The organism is Pseudomonas sp. 9Ag (assembly GCF_902506445.1).
Lineage (GTDB): Bacteria > Pseudomonadota > Gammaproteobacteria > Pseudomonadales > Pseudomonadaceae > Stutzerimonas > Stutzerimonas stutzeri_AB.
In genome coordinates this window covers 1,459,200-1,480,055 of the sequence record NZ_LR733836.1, presented here as the reverse complement: position 1 = coordinate 1,480,055, position 20,856 = coordinate 1,459,200, and the positions used below count along the sequence as shown (strand labels likewise).

At 59.5% G+C, this 20,856-nt stretch carries 16 protein-coding genes; 8 read left to right on the top strand and 8 right to left on the bottom strand.

From position 1 onward, the window contains the following. Positions 1–93: 93 nt before the first annotated feature. The 4 genes from garD to ALTERO38_RS06535 all read left to right on the top strand — a co-directional run bounded on the left by garD (position 94) and on the right by ALTERO38_RS06535 (position 5,205). Complete coding sequence (gene garD / locus ALTERO38_RS06550; RefSeq protein ID WP_159969647.1) at positions 94–1,647, top strand: galactarate dehydratase; 1,554 nt, start codon at positions 94–96, stop codon at positions 1,645–1,647. A 62-nt stretch (positions 1,648–1,709) separates the two neighbouring features. Next, the gene (locus ALTERO38_RS06545) at positions 1,710–3,128 is read left to right on the top strand and encodes an FAD-binding oxidoreductase (protein ID WP_159967725.1); all 1,419 of its coding nucleotides are present in this window, start codon (positions 1,710–1,712) and stop codon (positions 3,126–3,128) included. Between the two features lie 42 nt (positions 3,129–3,170). Next, complete coding sequence (locus ALTERO38_RS06540; RefSeq protein ID WP_159967724.1) at positions 3,171–4,100, top strand: 2-hydroxyacid dehydrogenase; 930 nt, start codon at positions 3,171–3,173, stop codon at positions 4,098–4,100. A 190-nt stretch (positions 4,101–4,290) separates the two neighbouring features. Continuing rightward, positions 4,291–5,205, top strand: a complete 915-nt coding sequence (locus ALTERO38_RS06535; RefSeq protein ID WP_159967723.1) for an aldose 1-epimerase — start codon at positions 4,291–4,293, stop codon at positions 5,203–5,205. Positions 5,206–5,286: 81 nt separating this feature from the next. Here the strand turns inward: ALTERO38_RS06535 and ALTERO38_RS06530 are convergent, their stop codons facing one another. The 6 genes from ALTERO38_RS06530 to ALTERO38_RS06505 form a co-directional block, all read right to left on the bottom strand. Then, entirely contained in the window at positions 5,287–6,672 is a 1,386-nt protein-coding gene (locus ALTERO38_RS06530; RefSeq protein ID WP_159967722.1) for an FAD-binding oxidoreductase, read from the bottom strand. Positions 6,673–6,977: 305 nt separating this feature from the next. Next, entirely contained in the window at positions 6,978–8,264 is a 1,287-nt protein-coding gene (locus tag ALTERO38_RS06525; protein ID WP_159967721.1) for an OprD family porin, read from the bottom strand. A gap of 301 nt (positions 8,265–8,565) precedes the next feature. Beyond that, a complete protein-coding gene (locus ALTERO38_RS06520) occupies positions 8,566–10,815 on the bottom strand; it encodes an ATP-dependent DNA helicase (protein WP_159967720.1) in 2,250 nt (749 codons plus the stop codon). After that, on the bottom strand, positions 10,812–12,455 hold the full coding sequence (locus tag ALTERO38_RS06515; protein WP_159969646.1) for a VRR-NUC domain-containing protein: 1,644 nt from the start codon (positions 12,453–12,455) through the stop codon (positions 10,812–10,814). The genes ALTERO38_RS06520 and ALTERO38_RS06515 overlap by 4 nt, the downstream gene beginning before the upstream one ends. A gap of 194 nt (positions 12,456–12,649) precedes the next feature. Beyond that, positions 12,650–14,038: an oxygen-independent coproporphyrinogen III oxidase gene (hemN, locus tag ALTERO38_RS06510; protein WP_159967719.1), complete on the bottom strand. Its 1,389-nt coding sequence runs from the start codon at positions 14,036–14,038 to the stop codon at positions 12,650–12,652. A 213-nt stretch (positions 14,039–14,251) separates the two neighbouring features. Continuing rightward, positions 14,252–15,874: a methyl-accepting chemotaxis protein gene (locus ALTERO38_RS06505; protein WP_159967718.1), complete on the bottom strand. Its 1,623-nt coding sequence runs from the start codon at positions 15,872–15,874 to the stop codon at positions 14,252–14,254. A gap of 640 nt (positions 15,875–16,514) precedes the next feature. On the opposite strand from ALTERO38_RS06505, the gene galU reads away from it, so the two are divergent. Then, the gene (gene galU, locus ALTERO38_RS06500; protein ID WP_102835236.1) at positions 16,515–17,354 is read left to right on the top strand and encodes a UTP--glucose-1-phosphate uridylyltransferase GalU; all 840 of its coding nucleotides are present in this window, start codon (positions 16,515–16,517) and stop codon (positions 17,352–17,354) included. A 46-nt stretch (positions 17,355–17,400) separates the two neighbouring features. Here galU and ALTERO38_RS06495 read toward each other — a convergent pair whose 3' ends face one another. After that, positions 17,401–17,823, bottom strand: a complete 423-nt coding sequence (locus ALTERO38_RS06495) for a VOC family protein (RefSeq protein WP_159967717.1) — start codon at positions 17,821–17,823, stop codon at positions 17,401–17,403. Positions 17,824–17,895: 72 nt separating this feature from the next. On the opposite strand from ALTERO38_RS06495, the gene gorA reads away from it, so the two are divergent. Next, positions 17,896–19,254 carry a glutathione-disulfide reductase gene (gorA, locus tag ALTERO38_RS06490; RefSeq protein WP_159967716.1) on the top strand — a complete coding sequence of 453 codons (1,359 nt, stop codon included), beginning with the start codon at positions 17,896–17,898 and terminating at the stop codon, positions 19,252–19,254. Between the two features lie 134 nt (positions 19,255–19,388). On the opposite strand, the gene ALTERO38_RS06485 is transcribed toward gorA, so the two are convergent. Continuing rightward, positions 19,389–19,880 carry a copper chaperone PCu(A)C gene (locus ALTERO38_RS06485; protein WP_159967715.1) on the bottom strand — a complete coding sequence of 164 codons (492 nt, stop codon included), beginning with the start codon at positions 19,878–19,880 and terminating at the stop codon, positions 19,389–19,391. 204 nt (positions 19,881–20,084) lie between these two features. Here ALTERO38_RS06485 and ALTERO38_RS06480 point away from each other — a divergent pair, with 204 nt between their 5' ends. Beyond that, on the top strand, positions 20,085–20,453 hold the full coding sequence (locus ALTERO38_RS06480; RefSeq protein ID WP_102835240.1) for a YidH family protein: 369 nt from the start codon (positions 20,085–20,087) through the stop codon (positions 20,451–20,453). A gap of 10 nt (positions 20,454–20,463) precedes the next feature. After that, entirely contained in the window at positions 20,464–20,838 is a 375-nt protein-coding gene (locus ALTERO38_RS06475) for a DUF202 domain-containing protein (protein ID WP_102835241.1), read from the top strand. Positions 20,839–20,856 lie beyond the last annotated feature (18 nt).

Genomic DNA, 20,856 nt, shown 5'->3' with positions numbered 1-20,856 from the left:
CATCTACCTTGGTGGGCTGAAACCACCTTGCCGCGCTGCGCAACCAGACCAGAACAACAACCGGCCTGACCGGAGACCGAGATGAACGACGCCGTGGAATTGATTCAGCATCAGGATTCGCCACGCTACATTCGCCTCAACGAGGCGGACAACGTGGCCGTAGTGGTCAACGATGGTGGTGTACCGACCGGTGCCCGGTTCGAGGACGGCCTGGTGACGGTCGAAAATGTGCCGCAGAGTCATAAGGTCGCGCTGGTCGATATCCCGCAAGGCGAGCCGGTACGCCGTTATGGCCAGATCATTGGCTACGCGCTCGAGCCACTGCGCCAAGGCTCCTGGATCAAGGAAACCCAGCTGAAGATGCCCAGCGCGCCGCCGCTCGACAGCCTGCCGCGCGCAAACGCCGTGCCGGACAAACTCGAGCCGCTGGAGGGCTACACCTTTGAGGGCTATCGCAACGCCGATGGCACCGTGGGCACTCGCAACATCCTCGGCATCAGCACGACCGTGCAGTGCGTGACCGGCGTGCTGGAGCATGCAGTCAAGCGCATCCGTGACGAGCTGCTGCCCAAATACCCCAACGTCGACGACGTGGTCGCGCTGACTCACAGCTACGGCTGTGGGGTGGCCATCAACGCACGCGACGCCTACATCCCGATCCGCACCGTGCGCAACCTGGCGCGCAACCCGAACCTGGGCGGCGAGGCGCTGGTGATCAGCCTCGGCTGCGAAAAGCTCCAAGCCGAGCAGGTGATGCACGAGGGCGATCCTTCGGTGGATCTGCGCGACCCCTGGCTCTATCGCCTGCAGGAATCCAACACCGGCTTCGGCGAAATGATCGAGCAGATCATGGCCCTGGCCGAAACGCGGCTGAAGAAGCTCGATCAGCGCCGCCGCGAGACGGTGCCGGCGTCCGAACTGGTGCTGGGCATGCAGTGCGGCGGCAGCGATGCCTTTTCGGGCATCACCGCCAATCCGGCGCTGGGTTATGCCTCGGACTTGCTGGTTCGCGCCGGCGCCACCGTGATGTTCTCCGAGAACACCGAGGTGCGCGACGCGGTGTTCATGCTCACCGCACGTGCCGAGTCGACTGAAGTCGCCGACGCGCTGATCGCCGAGATGGACTGGTACGACCAGTACCTGGAGCGCGGTGCCGCCGACCGCAGCGCCAACACCACGCCGGGTAACAAGAAAGGTGGGCTCTCGAATATCGTCGAGAAATCACTAGGCTCGATCGTCAAATCAGGCAGCGGCGCCATCAATGGCGTGGTCGGTCCGGGCGAGCGGGTTGATCGCAAGGGGCTGATCTTCTGCGCGACGCCGGCCAGCGATTTTGTTTGCGGCACACTCCAGTTGGCAGCTGGTATGAACCTGCACGTGTTCACCACCGGCCGCGGCACGCCATACGGCCTGGCCATGGCGCCGGTAGTCAAGGTGGCGACCCGTACCGAGCTGGCCGAACGCTGGCCGGATCTGATCGACATCGACGCAGGACGCATCGCCAGCGGCCGGGCCACTCTCGAAGAGCTCGGCTGGGAGCTGTTTCACTACTACCTGGATGTCGCCAGCGGTCGCAAGAAGACCTGGGCTGAACAACACCGGTTGCACAACGACATCGTGCTGTTCAATCCAGCGCCCATCACCTGACCACAGCGCGAAAGCGCATCCGCGTGATGCGCTGCATCGAGTGGTCAACTGCGGAGATCGAGATGAGCAAGCTGCCGGACGAATTCATCCGCGCCGTTGAAAGCGTCGTCGGTGAGCTCGGCATCGTTCGTGATGCCGAGCGCATGCACAGCTATCTGAGCGACTGGCGCAACGCTTACCGTGGCGAAGCTGCTCTGATAGTTCGCCCGGCCAGCACCGAAGAGGTCGCCTCCGTGGTGCGGCTCTGCAACCAGTACCAGGTTGCATTGGTGCCGCAGGGCGGCAATACCGGCTTGTGCGGCGGCTCGATCCCGGACGCCAGCGGCAAACAGGTTGTGCTATCCCTGACGCGCATGAACCGTATCCGCGAAGTCGATGCAGCGAACGAGACCATTACGGTCGAGGCGGGGGTGATTCTGCAGAGGGTCCAGCAGGCCGCCGCCGACGCTGGGCGGTTATTCCCCCTGTCCCTCGGCGCGGAGGGCAGCTGCACGATTGGCGGCAACCTCGCCACCAACGCCGGCGGCACTGCCGTGCTGCGCTACGGCAACATGCGTGACCTTGCCCTGGGACTGGAAGTGGTACTCCCCGACGGTCAGATCTGGAATGGCTTGCGCGGCCTGCGCAAGGACAACACAGGCTATGACCTCAAACACCTGTTCATCGGCTCGGAAGGCACGCTTGGCGTCATCACTGCGGCGGTGCTGAAGCTGTATCCAGCCGTGCGCAGCGTGACGACCGCCTGGGTCGCATTGCCCAGCACGGAAGCGGCGGTTCAATTGATCGGCATCATCCGAGGCCTTTGTGGAGATCGGCTGACGGGGTTCGAGTTGATGTCGCGGCAGAGTGTTGAGTTCGTGCTCAGTCACGTCGCCGGCTGCAGCGATCCCTTTGTCGCGGCACACCCCTGGTATGTGCTGATCGAGTTGAGCGATACCCAACCTGACGCGCCGCTCAATGACCTTCTTGAACTCGGGATAGGCGAAGCCCTGGAGCATGGGCAGGTGAGCGACGCAGTCGTCGCCAGCAGCGAAGCGCAGGTCGCGGCGCTGTGGGCGCTGCGCGAAGGTATTTCCGAAGCCCAGAACCACGAAGGCCCTAGCCTCAAGCACGACATCAGCGTGCCGGTGAGCTGCATTCCGGCGTTCATCCAGTCAACCGATCAGCGCTTGCTTGAGCAGTTTCCCGGCGTGCGCATCGTCGCCTACGGGCATGTTGGCGATGGAAATCTGCACTACAACATCAGCAAGCCGGTCGGTTCTGACGATGCGAGCTTCAAGGCGCAGCAAGAGGCGATCATGCACGTCATCTACGAGGCCACCGCCGGATTTCAGGGCAGCATCAGCGCGGAGCATGGATTGGGCCAGGCCAAGCGCGCCGCCGCGCGGTTGTACAAGCAGCCGCTGGAACTCGAACTGATGCGCGCCATCAAGACAACACTTGATCCCAACGGCCTGATGAACCCGGGCAAGGTGCTCTGAGCACGCTCATCACCCATTTATCAACCCATTCGAGGTAACCCCGTGACCTGCATACTCCAGATCGGCCCGCTGACTGAACGTTTCAACCGTGGCCTGGCTGCGGAGCATGAGGTGCTGCGTTTCTGGGAGGAGGGGGCCGATGCGTTGGTTGCCCAGCACGCCCAACGCATCGACGTCGTGGTGACATCAGGTCGATTCGGCTGCACATCGGCGCTGATCGAACAATTACCCAACCTGCGGGCGATCATCAGTTTCGGCGTCGGCTATGACGCCATTGATGTGGCCGCTGCACGGGCGCGAGACATCCCGGTGAGCAACACTCCAGACGTGCTCAACGATTGCGTGGCGGATCTGGCCTTCGGATTGGTTATCGCCACCGCAAGACAGATGTCGCGCGCGGACCGCTTCGTACGTGCAGGCAAGTGGCTCTCCGGCGGCTTGCCGTTGGCGACGCAAGTGAGCGGGAAGCGACTCGGCATTGTCGGCCTCGGGCGAATCGGAGAAACGGTGGCCAAGCGCTCCAGCGGCTTCGACATGGAGGTGCGCTACCACAATCGCCGCCCGGTCGAAGGCAGCGGCTATGGCTACGAATCAGACCTGGTCGAGTTGGCGACGTGGAGCGATTTTCTCGTTCTGACCTGTCCCGGCGGTGAGAGTACCCGCCACTTGATCAATCGAAGTGTGCTCGATGCGCTTGGCTCGAAAGGTATTTTGATCAACGTTTCGCGCGGCTCCGTGGTCGACGAGCCCGCCCTGGTCGAGGCGCTGACGGAAGGACGGTTGGGCGGCGCGGGTCTCGATGTGTACGCCCACGAACCCAAGGTGCCGCAAGCCCTGATTGATCTGCCCAACGTCGTTCTGCTGCCGCACATTGGCAGCGCCACCGAGGAAACCCGGCTGGCCATGGAAGAGTTGCTGTTCGCCAACCTGCGTGCGTTTCTCGAGCGCGGCGAGGTGCTGACGGCTGTCTGAGCACACACACCCGTGCGTTTCAGATGAGTAGGCGGCCTCGGTCGCCGGCGGCCCAGGCCAAAAGCCTCGGTCAGATAACTACAGAGTGACATCCCCTGGGCGCCCAACGCCGCGAGCCACAAGCCCGCAGGTGCTAGGCGCCATTCAAATTCAAATCCTCGAGCGATACGGCTTTCATAGGAGACGGCGCATGGCTGACCTTCACTCTCTGACCGAGGTCGAGCTTCAGCACGAATCGCTGCGACTGTCGGTTTGCCCAGCATTGGGCGGCGCAATCACTCGATTGAGCGTCGATGGCATCGATTTGCTACGACCTTGGGACGGCTCCGACAGCGTTCGACGTACCGGTTGCTTTGTCCTTGCACCGTTTTCCAATCGCGTCGGCGATGGCGGGTTCATGCATGAGGGAACACGTTATCCGTTGCGCAACCTGTCTGCCGAACACCCGTTGCCGATTCATGGAGTCGCCTGGAAGCGCGCCTGGAGTCTGACCGAGCAGACCTCGACCATTCTTCGCCTGACATTTACGCATCATCCGGAGGGGGATGGTGTGCGTGACTGGCCGTTCGCTTTCAGGGTAGAACATGAGATCAAGCTCGACGATACCGGCGTTGCACTCCAACTGCGGTTGCGCAACATCGACAGCCGCTCGATGCCCGCTGGACTTGGCTGGCACCCGTATTTCCTGCGCCATGAGGCGTGCCAGCTGCAGTTCGAAGCGCAGGGTGTCTGGCAGAACGACGCTCAAAACCTGCCGTTCAAGAAGGCGACGATCCCTGCTGAATGGGACTTTTCATCCGAGCAATCACTTCAGCAACCCAGCCTGGACAACTGTTTCGTAGGCCGCACCAAGCCAGTAACCATCCGCTGGCCGAACGAAGGGGTAGCGCTGACCATGCACGCCAGCGAGTCACTCGATCATCTGGTCGTGTTCACGCCACCGGCAGATATGGGATTTTTTGCGGTCGAGCCGGTTTCTCATGCCAACAATGCCCTTTGCATGGACGATCCGGACGCAAACGGAATACAGGTGCTGCAGCCAGGCGAAACAATGCAGGTCAGTTGCAAACTGCAGATTCAGCGTATGGCTCGTACGCTCCAGTAGCGTCTCACCCAGGTGTTGATAGCTCAAAGTCGCAGGGGGGCCGAGAGGTGCGAGCGCCCATTCAAGAGCGCTCGCGTTCGGTCATGCCGGGCTGATGTTTTGGTTGATGCGGAAGAGATTTGTCGGGTCGAACTTCCTTTTCAGATCCACCAGTCGCTGGTAGCTCGTGCCATAAGCGAAGGCGGTGCGCTCAGCTTCATCACTGGTCAGGAAGTTCACGTAAGCGCCACCACTGGCAAACGACTGCGTACGGTCAAAAAACTCCCGCGCCCAGGCAATGCAACGAGCATCCTCATCCGCCGTTTCCCAGCGGACATGCACATTCATTACATAGTTGGCGTCACGACTCGAGTAAGCCATGGCGTCAGGCTTGGTTCGTCCTGTTTCGCCACCTATCGTAGCGACGAATATCTCGCATTGCGGTGAGGGCAGTGCATTGGCGTATTCGATGACGGTATCGATCAACCCCTCCTCGAGCTCTGAGAAATTGTGAGATTTCCAGTAGTTTCGGGAGCCCGGCGTCAATAGCGGATCGAAGACCTGCTGCCAATCGACATACGGCTGCACGCCGATGTGCTCGCCGTAGGCGGAACCGAACTGCCTCAGTGCCTCCACATGTTTCATGCCCTCATCGGGGTCGCCTGCGTAACAAACGGCCAGCACAACGATTTCTTTGCCGTGGACCTCTTCGGCCAGGAACGGCAACGGCGGCGCCTTGCGGGCAACCATCCAGACGTTGAGCTCATCCGGCATCCTTTCGGTGAAACGAGCGAACTGGGTGATAACGGATTTCGCCTGTTCAAACGGAAAGACGATGAGGCCGCACAACACGTCAGGCCCTACCGGGTGCAGCCGAAATTCGAAACGGGTGACGATGCCGAAATTCCCGCCGCCGCCGCGAAGCCCCCAGAACAGATCCGGGTTTTCCGACTCACTGGCGTGCAGCTGACGGCCATCGGCGACTATTACATCCGCCCCCAGCAGACTGTCTACGGTCATGCCGTACTTTCGGCTGAGCCAACCAAAGCCGCCGCCTAGGGTCAGCCCGGCCACGCCCGTGGTGGAGTTTATGCCCAGAGGCGTGGCCAGGCCGTGTGCTTGCGCAGCCGCATCGAAGTCAGCCAGCGTGCAGCCCGGCTCGACATAGCCTCGACGTTGTTCCGGATCGATACTGACGTCTTTCATAAGCGAGAGATCGATCATCAGGCCGCCGTCACAGACTGCATTCCCAGCAATATTGTGTCCGCCGCCGCGGATAGAGAAAGGCAGGTCGTGTTGGCGAACGAAGTCCAAAGACCGAACAACGTCGTCAGCTGAACCGCAGCGGGCAATCAGCGAAGGACGGCGGTCGATCATGCCGTTCCAGATCTGGCGCACTTCGTTGTATTGGGGATCTTCGGGAAAAACGAGCGTGCCCGCAAAGGCCGCGTGAAATGCGTCTGTCGCGGTGTTTGAAAGCTGATTCATAACGATCACCGTTGAGTATGCCGGAAGGCACGCACAAGGCCTGCCCACGGCTGTGAAGGGGAGACTACGACCTTCTGGCGATAGTCGATGCCTCACAGCACCCCACAACTCGGCATTCGTCAGCGGATATGCACAGTATAGGCACTCAAGTCAATAGTGCCCGGCTGATTGAGAGGTTTCAGTGCATGGGATGGGCTTTCTCGCTCTGCTAATCCCTACAGTGGCAAAAAAAAGCCCGTCACTAGGACGGGCTAAAGTTTCCGCAACAGGAGCGAGGAGTGTTGCGTCCAGCGTGGTGGTGACGCTTACAAGATCGAGATCGGGTAGTTGAAGATCAGACGGTTCTCGTCAAACTCGTTACGGCTGAACGAGCTGTCACGACGCATGCTGGAGTTACGCCACTTGATGTTCAGGTTCTTCAAAGCGCCGCTTTGTACGGTGTAGGCCAGCTCGGATTCGCGACCCCATTCCGAGCCTTCGTCACCGCTTGCCGTGGTGATGTTGTCGCCGCTGATATAGCGGTTCATCAGGACCAGGCCAGGGATACCGACGCCAGCGAAGTTGTAGTCGTGGCGGATTTGCCAGGAGCGCTCATCGGCCGCGTCATAGGCGGAGTTGAAGCTGTCGTTAGCTACCGATGCACCGCCGGTACCGTTAACGCGCATCCATTGATTGCCGCTGACTTTTTGCAAACCGATGTAGAAGGTGTTGGCACCGGCTTGCAGGCCAAACAGACCGGAATAGGTCTTGTTGTCCAGATCGCCAGCCAGGGCGCTGCCCTCATCCTTGCCGGTGAAGTAGCCCAGGTTCGCGGTTAGGGCCAGATTTTCACCCAGCGGCTGGACATGTAGCACCTGCGCATAGCTCTGCTGGTAAATGTCCTCGAGACGGGCATGCCACAGGCCAACCTTGGTCTTTTCATTGAAGGTGTATTCACCACCGATGAAATTGAAGCGGTCTGAAGTGGCAGTAATGCCGTTCAGTCCGTCCTTGTACGACATATCTTCCATGCTGGCATCGTCACGGGTGCTGTTCTGGCGCATCTGACCACCGAACAGTGACAGGTTGCTGATCTCTCTCGACGAGATCATGCCACCTTGGAAGGTTTGTGGCAGCGAGCGGCCGTCATCCGCACGGAGCACGGGCACAACAACCTGCCACTCACCGACACGCAGTTCGGTTTCCGACATTTTGGCTTTGGCAGCCACGGCTATCCGACCGAAGTCATCCGCTGGGTGGCGATCAGCACCAGTGCCGTGAGTCGGGAGCAGGCCGGTTCCGTAGGTGCCGGCACCGCCGTCGAGCTTGACTGCCAAACCGGCCAGCACATCAACGCCAAAACCTATCGGGCCAGGTGTGTAGCCGGACTGAGCATTGAGAATGAAACTCTGGGTCCACTCCTCAGCCTTGTTCTGGCCGCCGTTGTAGGCCGGGTCTACGAAATTACGGTTGATGTAGAAGTTACGAGCGTTGAGCGTGACCTTGCTGCCTTCGACAAAACCGTCCGCAGCGTAGGCGGCGGCAGGGATGCCGAGCGCTAGCGACAGAGTGCCTGCGAAGACGGCGGCAGACAAAGAATTGCGTGGGGTCATTGTTGTTGTGCTCCCTTTTTTAAGTAGTCCGCCCAGTGCGACAGTTGTCAAAGACGAGGCGGGATAAAGCGCGACCGCTGTTCAAAGCGACGCTGTCGGCGCAAAAGACCTGATATCAGTTGTCGTACGACAGATCGGATTATGGCTACCGAGTGTTACTTGTCAATTCAATTTGTAAAGAATTGTGAGAGCTCAGACTTTGGTCTAATGCTCTATTTGGCAGGCTTTAGACCTCGAAGAGCAGCCAGTCAATACTGGCTTGTCGAGGGGGAGAGATACGATGACCTCGAAGCGACTCTACCTATTCGGCAGAAGCCCACCAAACGGGCAGGAGTCGTCTGATGTCTTGCCTGGCGAAGCGGTCGTCGATCAAGTGGACAACGCCGACGTCTTCGGTGGTGCGAATAACTCGGCCGGCGGCCTGCACAACCTTTTGCAGCCCAGGGTAGAGGTAGGTGTAGTCATAGCCCGCGCCGAACAGCTGATCCATCCGCGCTTTCATTTGCTCATTGACGGGGTTGATCTGTGGCAGTCCCAACGTAGCGACGAAAGCGCCGATCAGACGCCGACCCGGCAGGTCGATACCCTCGGAAAAAGCACCACCCAGTACGGCGAAGCCAATACCGCAGCTTTCATCCGTAAAACGTGCAAGAAAGGCATGGCGCGCCTCTTCATGCATGCTCCGTGTCTGCTCCCAAAAGGGCAGCTGCGGATGCTGCGCAGCGAGCAGGTTGGTCACTTGCTGCAAGTAGTCAAAGCTGCTGAAGAACGCCAGGTAGTTTCCAGGACGCTCTCGAAATTGCTCGACGAGCAAATCGACAATCGGCTGAAGTGAAGCGTAACGGTCGTGATAGCGGGTCGAAATGTGCCGAGCCAGACGCACCTGCAACTGTTCGGACTGGAACGGAGAGTCCACATCGAGCCATACGTGGTTGAGCGGCAGGCCGAGCGTGTCGGCGTAGAAACGCTGCGGGCTGAGGGTGGCTGAAAACAGCACGCATGAGCGCGCTTCGAGTAGGCGCGGCTTCAGCAACGGCGCAGGCAGCACGTTGCGTAGACAGAGCACAGACACGCGTGCCTCGCTCCGTGTCGGGAGCAGCGTGCAGTCGAACAGCGAGTGATCTCCGAACAGCTCAGCGAGCCGGCAGAAATGCATCGCATCGAAGTACACCGACTGCAGCGCCGGATCGAGACCTGTGGGGTTTTCCGCGAGATGCTCGGTGATTGCGCTGACCGCCTGTTGCAGCGCGCCAAGAAGCTTGTGTGGCAATTCCGGCTGGACCTGATAGCTGAGGGTTTGCAGACGGTGCACATCACCCCAGCAGCGCAGCACACGCTCGACTGGCCTCTTAAGTGCTGCCGGAAGTATCTTCCGTAAGCCTTTGAAACTGCGAATGTCCAACTCGGCGCTGTACATCGCCCTGGCGCGTTCCAGCAGGTTGTGGGCCTCGTCCACCAGCAACCCGATGCGCCACTGATTGACCAGCGTCAGACTGTAGAGCAGGGCGCTCAGATCGAAGTAATAGTTGTAGTCGCCAACGACCACATCGGCCCAGCGAGCCATTTCCTGACTGAGGTAATAGGGGCAGACCTGATGGGCCAAGGCCACCTCGCGCAGCGTCGACTGATCGAGAAACGGTCGTCTTATGGCCTCGGCGCGCGCAGCGGGAAGGCGGTCGTAAAAGCCACGCGCAAGCGGGCATGATTCGCCGTGACAGGCTTTGTCCGGATGCTCGCAGGCTTTGTCCCGTGCGATCAGTTCCAGCACGCGCAACGGCGACGAGGCCTTCAGGCTGGCAAGTGCGTCCAGTGCCAACTGCCGACCGGAGGTTTTCGCGGTGAGAAAAAACAGCTTGTCGAGCTGCTGACCGGGAACTGCTTTCAGTTGCGGAAACAGGGTTGCGAGCGTCTTGCCAATACCGGTTGGCGCCTGCGCCATCAGGTGGGTACCGGTGCAGGCGGCCTTGTACACCGCTTCGGCGAGCTGTCGCTGGCCGCTACGAAACTCACCGTAGGGGAATGTCAGAAGTCGTAATGCCTGGTCACGCTCGGCTCGATGGACCAGCTCCTGTTCTGCCCAGACAATGAAGCGTTGACACTGGGTTTCGAAAAACGCCTGCAGATCTTCAGCGCTGCAGGTTTCGATCAGCAGGGTTTCCTTCTGGCTGACCACATCGAAATACACCAGTGCGATATCCAGTGACTGCAGCGAGCGCATCTGGCAGAGCAACCAACCATAAACCTTGGCTTGCGCCCAGTGCAGGTGGCGGTGGTTGTCCGGTTGCCGGGCAAGGTCACCTCGGTAGGTTTTGATTTCTTCCAGCTGATTCTTCGTTGGGTCGTAGCCATCGGCGCGGCCGCGCACGCATAGATTGCGGTAGGTGCCTTCAAGCGTGACCTCCCGTTCGTACCCATCGCCACGCCGCGCGGTGACTGTGGCGTGACCGGCGATACCTTCCAGCGCGGTAGGCGAGGGCGTGAAGCGCAGATCCAGGTCACCCTGCTTGGCGGTGAACTCGCACAGGGCTCGCACCGCGACGCGATAACTCAAGGCGCAGCCTCCGACCACTGCACGTAGCAAACCGCGAGCGGAATCTGCTGCCTCAGCGCAAATTCGATCCAGCGCTTCTGATTGTCCTGCAAGCGGTCGCCAGGGCCCTTCACTTCGATCATTCGATAACGCTGCTCGCCGGGCCACAGCTGGATGAGGTCCGGCAAGCCGCTGCGATGGTTGGGCACATCCTCAAGGATGCGCTGAAAAAATGCGCGCAGATGCTCGGCTGGGATACAGGCGAGTGCCAGCTCCAGCAATGCCTCGTCGAACAGCCCCCAGCTGACGAAATGCGACTGCAGGCCAAACTTCTCTCGAAACGTGCGACGAATGCAGACACGGTATTCGTCAGTGCCGAGCTTGCTCAGACACTCGTCGAACAAGCCAGCACGACGAGCATGGAAATCAGGGCGCGTCAGATCAGCCGGGCCGGCGTGAAACGGGTGAAAGAACGCGCCAGGCAAAGGCGCGAAAATAGCGTCCCAACAGAGCAGACCAAGCAGCGAATTGATCAGCGCGTTTTCAACGTAGTAAACCGGCGCATCGCTGCGACCGAGGTGCGCGCGTACGGCCTGTTCGACGCTCATGCCGTCGGGCCTGGGCAGGCTCAGGTCTATGCGTTCTGGCTGCGCCGCGCGCACCTGACGCGCGGCCGGCTTGCCCAGCGCGCGTAGCAGGCGCGGGAGAATGCGCTGCAGTTGCTGGGCTTCATGCTCACTTTCAGGCTTGGCCTGCGCCATCAGGGCCAGCTGCATGGCGGCCTCTGGCTGGTCGCAACGCTCCAACACCCGGATTGCACGCTCGCGTGCGCCGGGATAGCAGTTGGCTGCATGCAGGCGCAGCGCCAAGGGCAGATCACCGTTGCGCTCGCATTGCCTGGCGATGCTCAGTATCAGTTTGCCGCGGCGATTTTCCAGCCATTCATTGGCGTACGGCGTCGACGGGATATCGGATAGCACCGCTTCTACCGCTTCTCCTGCCTCGAAGCGTTCACGACAGTGATGCAGGTGCAGGTAGGCATCCACATCAGCGCGCGCATGGAAGGCGCGGGAAGCCGGGGAGAACGCAACCTGCTCGTAGCGAAAAATGCCTAGATCGGCGAGCACGAACTCGGACCAGTCTTGATGGATGTTGCCGAAGAACATCAGCCGCAAGCGGTCGCCCAGATCGCCAATCGTCAGTGCGAACGCAGCGTCCTCAAGCCCCTCACACCAGCTGGCAAACGGCTTTGGCTGGGGAGCTCCGTCCAGCATGGCCTGGAGTAAATCGCTCTTGCGCCGGCCGCTATTTGCCGCACCGCCACAGACGCGAAGCAGCTCGTTTTTTTTCAGCAGACCAAACAGCTGGGCCAAATCCAGCGTCGGGTTGATCTCGACCCAGCCGTGTTCGATAAGCGCAACGGATGCCTGCATTGGGCAACCAATCTCCGCGTAGCGCAGCTTGCTTGCGCGAAACAACGTGCCTTTGCGCATGACCATGCGCACCAGCAATGCCTGCGCAGCCTGCGGAACCTGATGAAAATGGTCGAGAAAGGCGCGCTCGTGATCGTGCAGCAGATCACCGTGGCGCTCACCAACCCAGGCGAGCACTTGGCGAAAGTTGTCGAGGTAATAGAAGGGGTTTTCCAGCGCCTGGCGCATCGAACGTCCGGTTCGGTCGAGCATGGGCATGGCGCCCACAAGGCTGTGTATTTATACAGTTATCAATGGTTTTGGCAATGCCTGGACGATCAGTGGCGACGACCTCTGCACCGGCGGGGCTTGGAGAGCTATAGAGTAAGGCTTGGCGCTCAACCCACCCGAGCCTTGGCCGGGTGGGTTGAGCGCAATGAGGATCAGACCGTGCGGGAAAAACGGCCCCGTTGCTCGCCGCCCAGATAGGCGTCGAACGCCATGGCGACGTTGCGCAACATCAACTGCCCCTGAGGCAACAGAACCAGGGCATCGTCATTGATTTCCACCAGCCCGTCGGCGACATGTTCGTCCAGCTTGGCCAGCGAGTCGGCGAAATAATCCTGGAAGTCGATGCCGTAGCGCTGTTCGATTTCGGCGTAATCGATGCGGCCATGGCACATCAATGAAACGATCACGTCGCGACGCAAGCGATCGTCCTCGCTGAGCTGATAGCCGCGGTGCACCGGCAACATACCGTCGTTGAGCCGAGCGTAATACTGAGATAACTCCTTTACGTTCTGGCTGTAACTGTTGCCGACTTTACCGATGGATGAGATACCGAGGCCGATCAGGTCACAATCAGCATGGGTCGAGTAGCCCTGAAAGTTACGCTGGAGCGTGCCATTGGCACGCGCGAGGGTCAGTTCGTCGTCAGGCAGTGAGAAGTGATCCATGCCGATATAGACGTAGCCCGCCTCAGTGAGCCGCTGGATGGTCAGCTCCAGCAGTTCGAGCTTTCGCTCGGGTGGCGGCATGTCTTCCGGACGAATCAGCTTTTGCGCCCGAACCAGATCCGGCAGATGCGCATAACTGTAAGCCGCAATTCGATCCGGGCGGATGTCGATGATCTTGTCCAACGTCACACCGAAGCTTTCAACGGTCTGCAGCGGCAGGCCGTAGATGAGATCGACGCTGATCGACTTGAATCGGGCGTCACGCGCAGCCTGAACCAGTTCTCGGGTCTGCTCTTCAGTCTGAATGCGATTGACCGCTATCTGCACTTGCTCGTCGAAATCCTGTACGCCAAAGCTCAAGCGATTAAAGCCAAGCTCGCGTAGCTGATGGATCTGAGCCGGGGTCACGGTACGTGGATCGACTTCCAGCGAAAACTCGTGATTATCACTGCCGTCCATGTTGAACGCGTCGTGCAGCGTCGCCATGAGATCAGCCAGTTGGTCACTGGTGAGATAGGTTGGTGTGCCGCCGCCGAGGTGTAGTTGAGTCAGCTTGCGCGAGCGGTCGAAGAGCGCGGCCTGCATCCTGATCTCGCGCTTGAGGTAATCGAGGTACTCGACGGCGCGATCGGTCTTGTGAGTAATGATCTTGTTGCAGGCGCAGTAGTAGCAAAGGCTTTTGCAGAACGGGATATGGATGTACACCGACAGCGGCTTGAGCGTCGGGGCCTCGTTGGTTTCCTGCGCAGCGCTGCGGTAATCATCTATGGCAAAGGCCTGATGAAACTGCGGGGCAGTGGGGTAGGAGGTATAGCGAGGACCGGGACGGTCATATTTCTCGACCAGGGCGCGGTTAAAGCTCGGCGTTTGGTCCATGTAGGGTTTCACCTTGATTGCATGATTGTGAGTGGCTGGGCCGGGCAGGGCGGTCGGCAGCCTGCGACATCTTGGCGCGAATTATCGCGTTTCCCCAGGCGGACTGGGCCTGTCCCAGATCAAGAACCGGTCAGGCTGGACGCGTGGACGCCGAGCGGTCGTCACATAAATAGTAGGCCAAGCTGCCGCATGCGCGGCAGCTGCCATTCGTGATTACAGCCGGAACTGGCTAACCAGACGATTCAGCTCGGCCGCCAGCTGCACCAGTTCTTCACTGATCTGTGAGGTTTGAGACGCATCGGCCAAGGTAGTGTCAGCAATCGTACTGATAGTGGTGATGTTGCGGTTGATTTCTTCGGCAACCGCGCTCTGCTCTTCGGCCGCCGTGGCAATCTGGGTGTTCATGCCGTTGATGGTATTCACTTCGCCCGCGATCACGGTGAGGCTCTGAGCGGTCTTGGCTACGCAGTCCGAACCGGTTTGTGCGCGAACCTGGGCGCCTTCCATCGCCTGTACGGCATTACGGACTCCTGTTTGCAGTTGCTCGATAGTGCGCTGGATTTCTTCGGTCGACTTCTGCGTGCGCGAGGCCAGGGTGCGCACCTCATCGGCCACCACAGCGAAGCCGCGACCCTGCTCTCCGGCGCGAGCAGCCTCGATGGCAGCATTCAGTGCAAGAAGGTTGGTCTGCTCGGCAATACCGTTGATGACGTTCAGCACCATGCCAATGCTGACACTGTCAGTTTCGACCTGTTTGATCACATGCGCCGCTTTTTCGATGTCCTGAATCAACACCTCGATGCCGTCCAGTGCCTCGGTTGCGAGGTTGACGCCGACGCGCGATTCATCATCGGCGCCGCTCGAGGCCGATGCTGTCTCGTTAGCATGCCGAGCCACTTCCTGAACGGTCGCGCTCATTTCATTCATGGCCGAGGCGACCATGTCGGTTTCACTACGCTGCTCCATGACTGCGGTCTGGGTCTTTTCTGCAACGCTCGACACTCGATTCGATACCTCACCCAGCTGGTGGGTCACGGCGGCCACCGCTTCCAGACTGCTGCGGAATTTGAAGATCATGCGGTTGAACGCAGTGCCCATGGCGCCGACTTCATCCTGGGCGTGGACAGCCACAGTACGGCTGAGGTCCTCGTCCTCTGTCATCGCCTCCATGGTGTGACGCATGTCGTTGATACGGCTGATGATCACCCGGCGAATGATGTAGCCCATGACGACCATACCCGCCAGTAGCAACAGCGCCTGGATCACGGCTGAAGTCAGAATGTTGCGATGCACCTCGCCGTCCAGTGCGGACAGGTCGTAGCTGATACGGACCGCGCCCATCACGGTGTCCTGTGGGACCTGGTGGCAGGTCAGGCAATTGGTGCCGCGGTAATCCTGTTGCGCGTGGATCGGATTGATCACCGTCAGTACACGGCCATTCAGGCCCTCGCTCACTTCCACGGTGGCGTCGCCAGCAAGCGCACGTTTGTCCAGCTCGTCCTTGGGGGCCTGATGCTCGAATCCGGGGCCGAAAACCTTGGCCACTGGCTCGCCGCGGATGATGCGTGCGTCGATCACTCCCGGCCGGGCAAGAATCTTGTTACGCAGCACTTCTCGCTGGCCCATGGTGCCGGTCAGCATCATGGTATTGATACTGTCGAAATAGGAGTCAGCCGTATCCTTGGTCTGCTGTTCGACGACATGCAGTATCAGCTGCTTCTCTGAACCCGCCGAATAGAACAGGGAGGCTGCCAAGACCAGGGCGAACACCACCAACAGGGCCAGGTTGATTTTGGTTTGAACGGACATTTGCCGAGCTGGAGAGGTACTGTTCATCCTGTTCCTTAGGTACTGCTGCTACACGAAAACGAAACCTTCACGAGGACGCGGCGGACCACAGCGGGCGTCCGGTTCAGGGCTTGGCCGCTCTATCTGCCTGACTTATCGGCCGGACATCCCTTCTCTTTACAAGGTTTCTCGACGCCACCCGGCTGCAGGCAAAGTGCTATCAGCAAAGCCGGCGACATCGTAGTCGCTGTTCAATAGCGTTGAGCCATGGCTCGCGATGAAAGGAAATCAAACTCAAGGTTTGTTGATTTAGATCAAGAAATAACGAGAAGCCAAAGGGCGACTTATGCCGCTTATCTCATCGCGGGGCGAGCGTTCGAACAGTCGGCAGCACCAGTCCATTCAGCACGCAATTGTCCTCTCGGAGCGCTGGAAGGCCGCAACGGCAAACTTTTTCCCTAAGCCTCTTGGCAATTTCGGCGAGCCGGTTCACGCTATGCCGAGGCCGTGTCAATGACCATCCGTCCGGATTATGGGGACGGAGAAATTAGCCCAGCCGTATTCGAACCCCGAAGCGATTCGGCGGTCGTAGCCTCTAGTCAGTCGCCGTTGGCGGGACATGCAGGTTATGGCTGCTGACCGATCCAGGCGCAGTGCATCAATTGGACTCATCTTTTCAAGGAATCACATGATCAAGAAATGCCTTTTTCCTGCGGCCGGATATGGCACGCGCTTCCTTCCTGCGACCAAGGCCATGCCCAAGGAGATGTTGCCGGTAGTGAACAAGCCCCTGATTCAATACGGGGTTGAAGAGGCACTGGCTGCTGGGCTGAGCCAAATTTCGATCGTTACCGGTCGCGGCAAGCGCTCCCTGGAAGACCACTTCGACATCAGCTACGAGCTCGAACATCAGATCCGTAACACCGACAAAGAAAAATACTTGGTCGGCATCCGCAAACTCATCGATGAATGCAGCTTCTCGTATACCCGCCAGGTCGAGATGAAGGGTTTGGGTCATGCGATCCTCAGTGGCCGTCCACTGATCGGCGACGAGCCCTTCGCTGTCGTCCTGGCCGATGACCTGTGTATCAACCTCCACGGTGATCCGGTACTGGCGCAGATGGTCAAGCTGTACAACCAGTTCCGTTGCTCGATAGTTGCAATCCAGGAAGTGCCGCCGGAAGAGACCAGCAAGTATGGCGTGATCGCCGGCGAGATGATCCGTGACGACATCTTCCGTGTCAGCCACATGGTCGAGAAGCCCAAGCCGGAGGATGCACCGTCCAACCTGGCGATTATTGGTCGCTACATCCTGACGCCGGATATCTTCGACCTGATTGAACAGACCGAGCCAGGCAAAGGCGGCGAGATCCAGATCACCGACGCTCTGATGCGCCAGGCTCAGGACGGTTGCGTGCTGGCGTACAAGTTCAAGGGTCAGCGCTTCGACTGCGGCAGTGCCGAGGGCTATATCGCGGCCACCAACTTCTGCTACGAGAACTTCTACCTGACAGGTAAAGCGTTCTAAAAACTAGCGCTGTGCAGGAAGCCACCTCCGGGTGGCTTTGTGCGTTTCAGGGAACGGGCATTTCCTCAGCGCCGGGCCCAAGGGGCTGACCGTAGCTGAACTCGACATAGTTGCCAGCCGGGTCGCGAACACCGCAGTAATAGCCAACGGGGTAAGGTTCGTCCCTGGGCTCCCAGATCAGACAGCCAACCTGCCGCGCCCTGTCAGCAATTGCATCAACCTCGGCGCGACTGGACAAGGCAAAGCCAAAATGGCTGTAGTCATTGTCAGCCAGTCCACGGTCCTGCCCGCCCGGCATGATAACGAAGATGAACTCACGCTCTTTTCCTGGCTCGGCCATCCAGACAATGCGCGATCCCTTGCCGGCGCGCTCATGAAACACGTGCATTCCACAGAATCGCTCGTAGAAGGCAATGCAGGCGTCCAGATCGGGCACGTGCAGGGCGAGATGAGTGAGGGTAGGGCGCATGCGATGCTCCTTCAATGAATCCAGCCAACGGGCTGGGTTATGCTGTGCGATCTACAAGGGAGACAACAGTTCATGGCTTACGACTTCGATCTATTCGTCATCGGCGCCGGTTCCGGTGGCGTCCGTGCCGCCCGATTTGCAGCTGGCTATGGCGCCCGCGTGGCGGTAGCCGAAAGCCGTTACCTGGGCGGCACCTGTGTGAACGTCGGCTGTGTGCCGAAGAAATTGCTGGTCTACGGCGCCCACTATGCCGAAGACATTCACGAAGCCAAGGGCTATGGCTGGACCATCGACGGCGCCAGGTTCGATTGGGCTTCGCTTATAGCCAACAAGGATCGCGAGATCCAGCGTCTCAATGGCATCTACAAGAACCTGTTGACTGACAGCGGCGTCACCTTGCTGCAGGCCCATGCACGCCTGGTCGACCCGCATACCGTCGAGGTCGATGGCAAGCACTACAGCGCCGAGCACATTCTGATTGCAACCGGCGGCTGGCCATACGTGCCGGATATCCCAGGACGCGAGCATGCCATTACCTCCAACGAAGCCTTTTACCTTGATGAGCTGCCCCGGCGCGTCCTGGTGGTGGGCGGTGGCTATATCGCGGTCGAGTTTGCCTCGATCTTTCATGGCTGCGGTGCGGATACCAAGTTGCTTTACCGCGGAGACCTGTTCCTGCGCGGTTTCGATGGTTCGCTGCGCGATCATCTCAAGGATGAGCTGATCAAAAAGGGTCTCGACCTGCAGTTCAACGCTGACATCACCCGCATCGACAAACAGGCAGACGGTACGCTGCTTGCCACGCTGGAAGACGGCCGCACCCTCGAGGCGGATTGCATTTTCTACGCCACCGGGCGTCGGCCGATGCTCGACGGGCTAGGGCTGGAAAACGTCGATGTGGCTTTGGACAAACTTGGCTTCATTGCCATCGACGACCAGTTCCGCACGACGACGCCATCAATCCTGGCAATCGGCGATGTAATCGGTCGAATCCAGTTAACCCCCGTCGCGCTCGCCGAAGGCATGGCGGTGGCTCGGCAACTCTTCAGACCCGACGAATACCGGCCAGTCGACTACCACAATATCGCCACAGCGGTGTTCAGCTTGCCGAACATGGCGACAGTCGGGTTGACCGAAGAACAAGCACGCGAAAAAGGACACAAGGTGGTGTTGTTCGAAAGCCGTTTCCGACCGATGAAGCAGACCATGACCGACAGCCTAGAGCGAAGCCTGATGAAACTGGTCGTCGACGCGGACACCGACAAGGTGCTGGGCTGCCACATGGCAGGCCCCGAAGCGGGAGAAATCATTCAGGGCTTGGCCGTTGCGCTGAAGGCCGGCGCTACCAAGCGAATCTTCGACGATACGGTGGGTATCCACCCGACCGCTGCTGAAGAGTTCGTCACCATGCGCACCCAAACAGGAATCTAGATAACAGTTGCGCCTGGTTGCGGCGAGCTTGCGGAAACGGCGAAGGAGGAGGGGGCCAGCTGCATCAGCCGGCCCTTTGCCGCAGAACGGGCGCCCTCTGGTTTGGTTGCGCCAAACGTTGTGTCGTTCCGCTGTCAGTGCTGCATGTGTTCGTGAGTGCTAGGCGTCGGGGCTTGGTCCTGGATGGACACCTCGACGGTTAGTTCACCCGCGTGCTCGAATTCGAGGGTCAGCGGGAAACGTTCACCAGCAACGAGCGGGGCGCTCAGTTCGAAGAGCATGACGTGGTTACTGCCTGGCTTGAACTCGACCTGGCCACCCGCAGGTACTTCAATCGAATCGATCTGCTTCATGCGCATCATGTCGCCTTCGTGCACGTGGGTATGCAGCTCAGCCTTCTTCGCGCGCGGTGTGTGCACGCCCAACAGTCGGTCCGGTGCATCACCTGGGTTTTGCAAGGTGAAATAGACCGCACCGGTCGGAGCGGTGGGCGGCATGGCACGCGACCATACTTGAGATGCCTCGGGCATTGTGCCCATCTGATGGTGAGCATGGTTTTGGTCAGCTGCCGTTGCCGACAGGCATGCCGTGCCGAGCGCAATAAGGGTTACCAGGCGAAGCAACATGGAGATCTCCGAGGTGTTTGAAAGCGCAGCACATTAGCATGCTGCGTCATGCTGACGTTGATCTGCGTCCCTGACGCGCATAGGCCAGCGTGGCAGCTACGTGACATCAATGAATCCACATACCATGATCAACGGAACCTGCAGCGCCGCATCGTTTCTGTTTGAATGACACACGAACCTTCCGATCGGAGATGCATCAGCACAATGGAACGCAGTCGCTGGAGTCACAGGTTACTGTCTGGCGGAAAGGAGCCCGATCCGCGCTTTACCCTGGCCAACGAACGAACCTTTCTTGCCTGGATCCGAACGTCGCTCGCGGTGCTGGCTGGCGGCGTTGCGGTCGAGGCCTTCGCCAGTGAAATCTTCCCGCTGGAGATACGCAAGGTTCTGTCGATTTCGCTGTTGCTACTGGCGATGTTCATCAGTTCAACGGCTTGCTTCCGCTGGCTGACCATCGAGCGAGCGATGCGTCACCAGGGGCCGCTGCCATTCCCGCTGTTGATCCCGATCCTGTCCATCGGTGGCACGCTGGTGACGCTGGTCCTGATCGCCTTCGTCGCGTTACGCAACTGACTGAACGCCGATGCATATTTCCTTTCGCCGCCGTCTGGAGCCCAAACCGCCGCCGCTACCACTGCATGAAGACCCTGGACTGCAACCCGAACGCACATCGCTGGCCTGGGGCCGGACCTTGCTGACGTTGATCACCGTAAGCGCCCTGTTTCTGCGCTGGATGCCTTACCACGGCACCTTCGTCGCAGTGTTGGTCGCGCTATCCCTGGCCACCGCGTTGGGCATCTGGACGTCCCAGCAGCGACGCTACACGCGTAGCGCCAGCGGGGTGAAAAGCGGGCGAATCCAAGCTGATGCGCTGTCAGTACTGTGGCTCGGTGTGTCGGTGTTCGTGCTTGGCGTGCTAGGGCTCTACACCATTATTTTCCTGCCAATCAGCAGCTAGACAGTATTCATAGAGAGG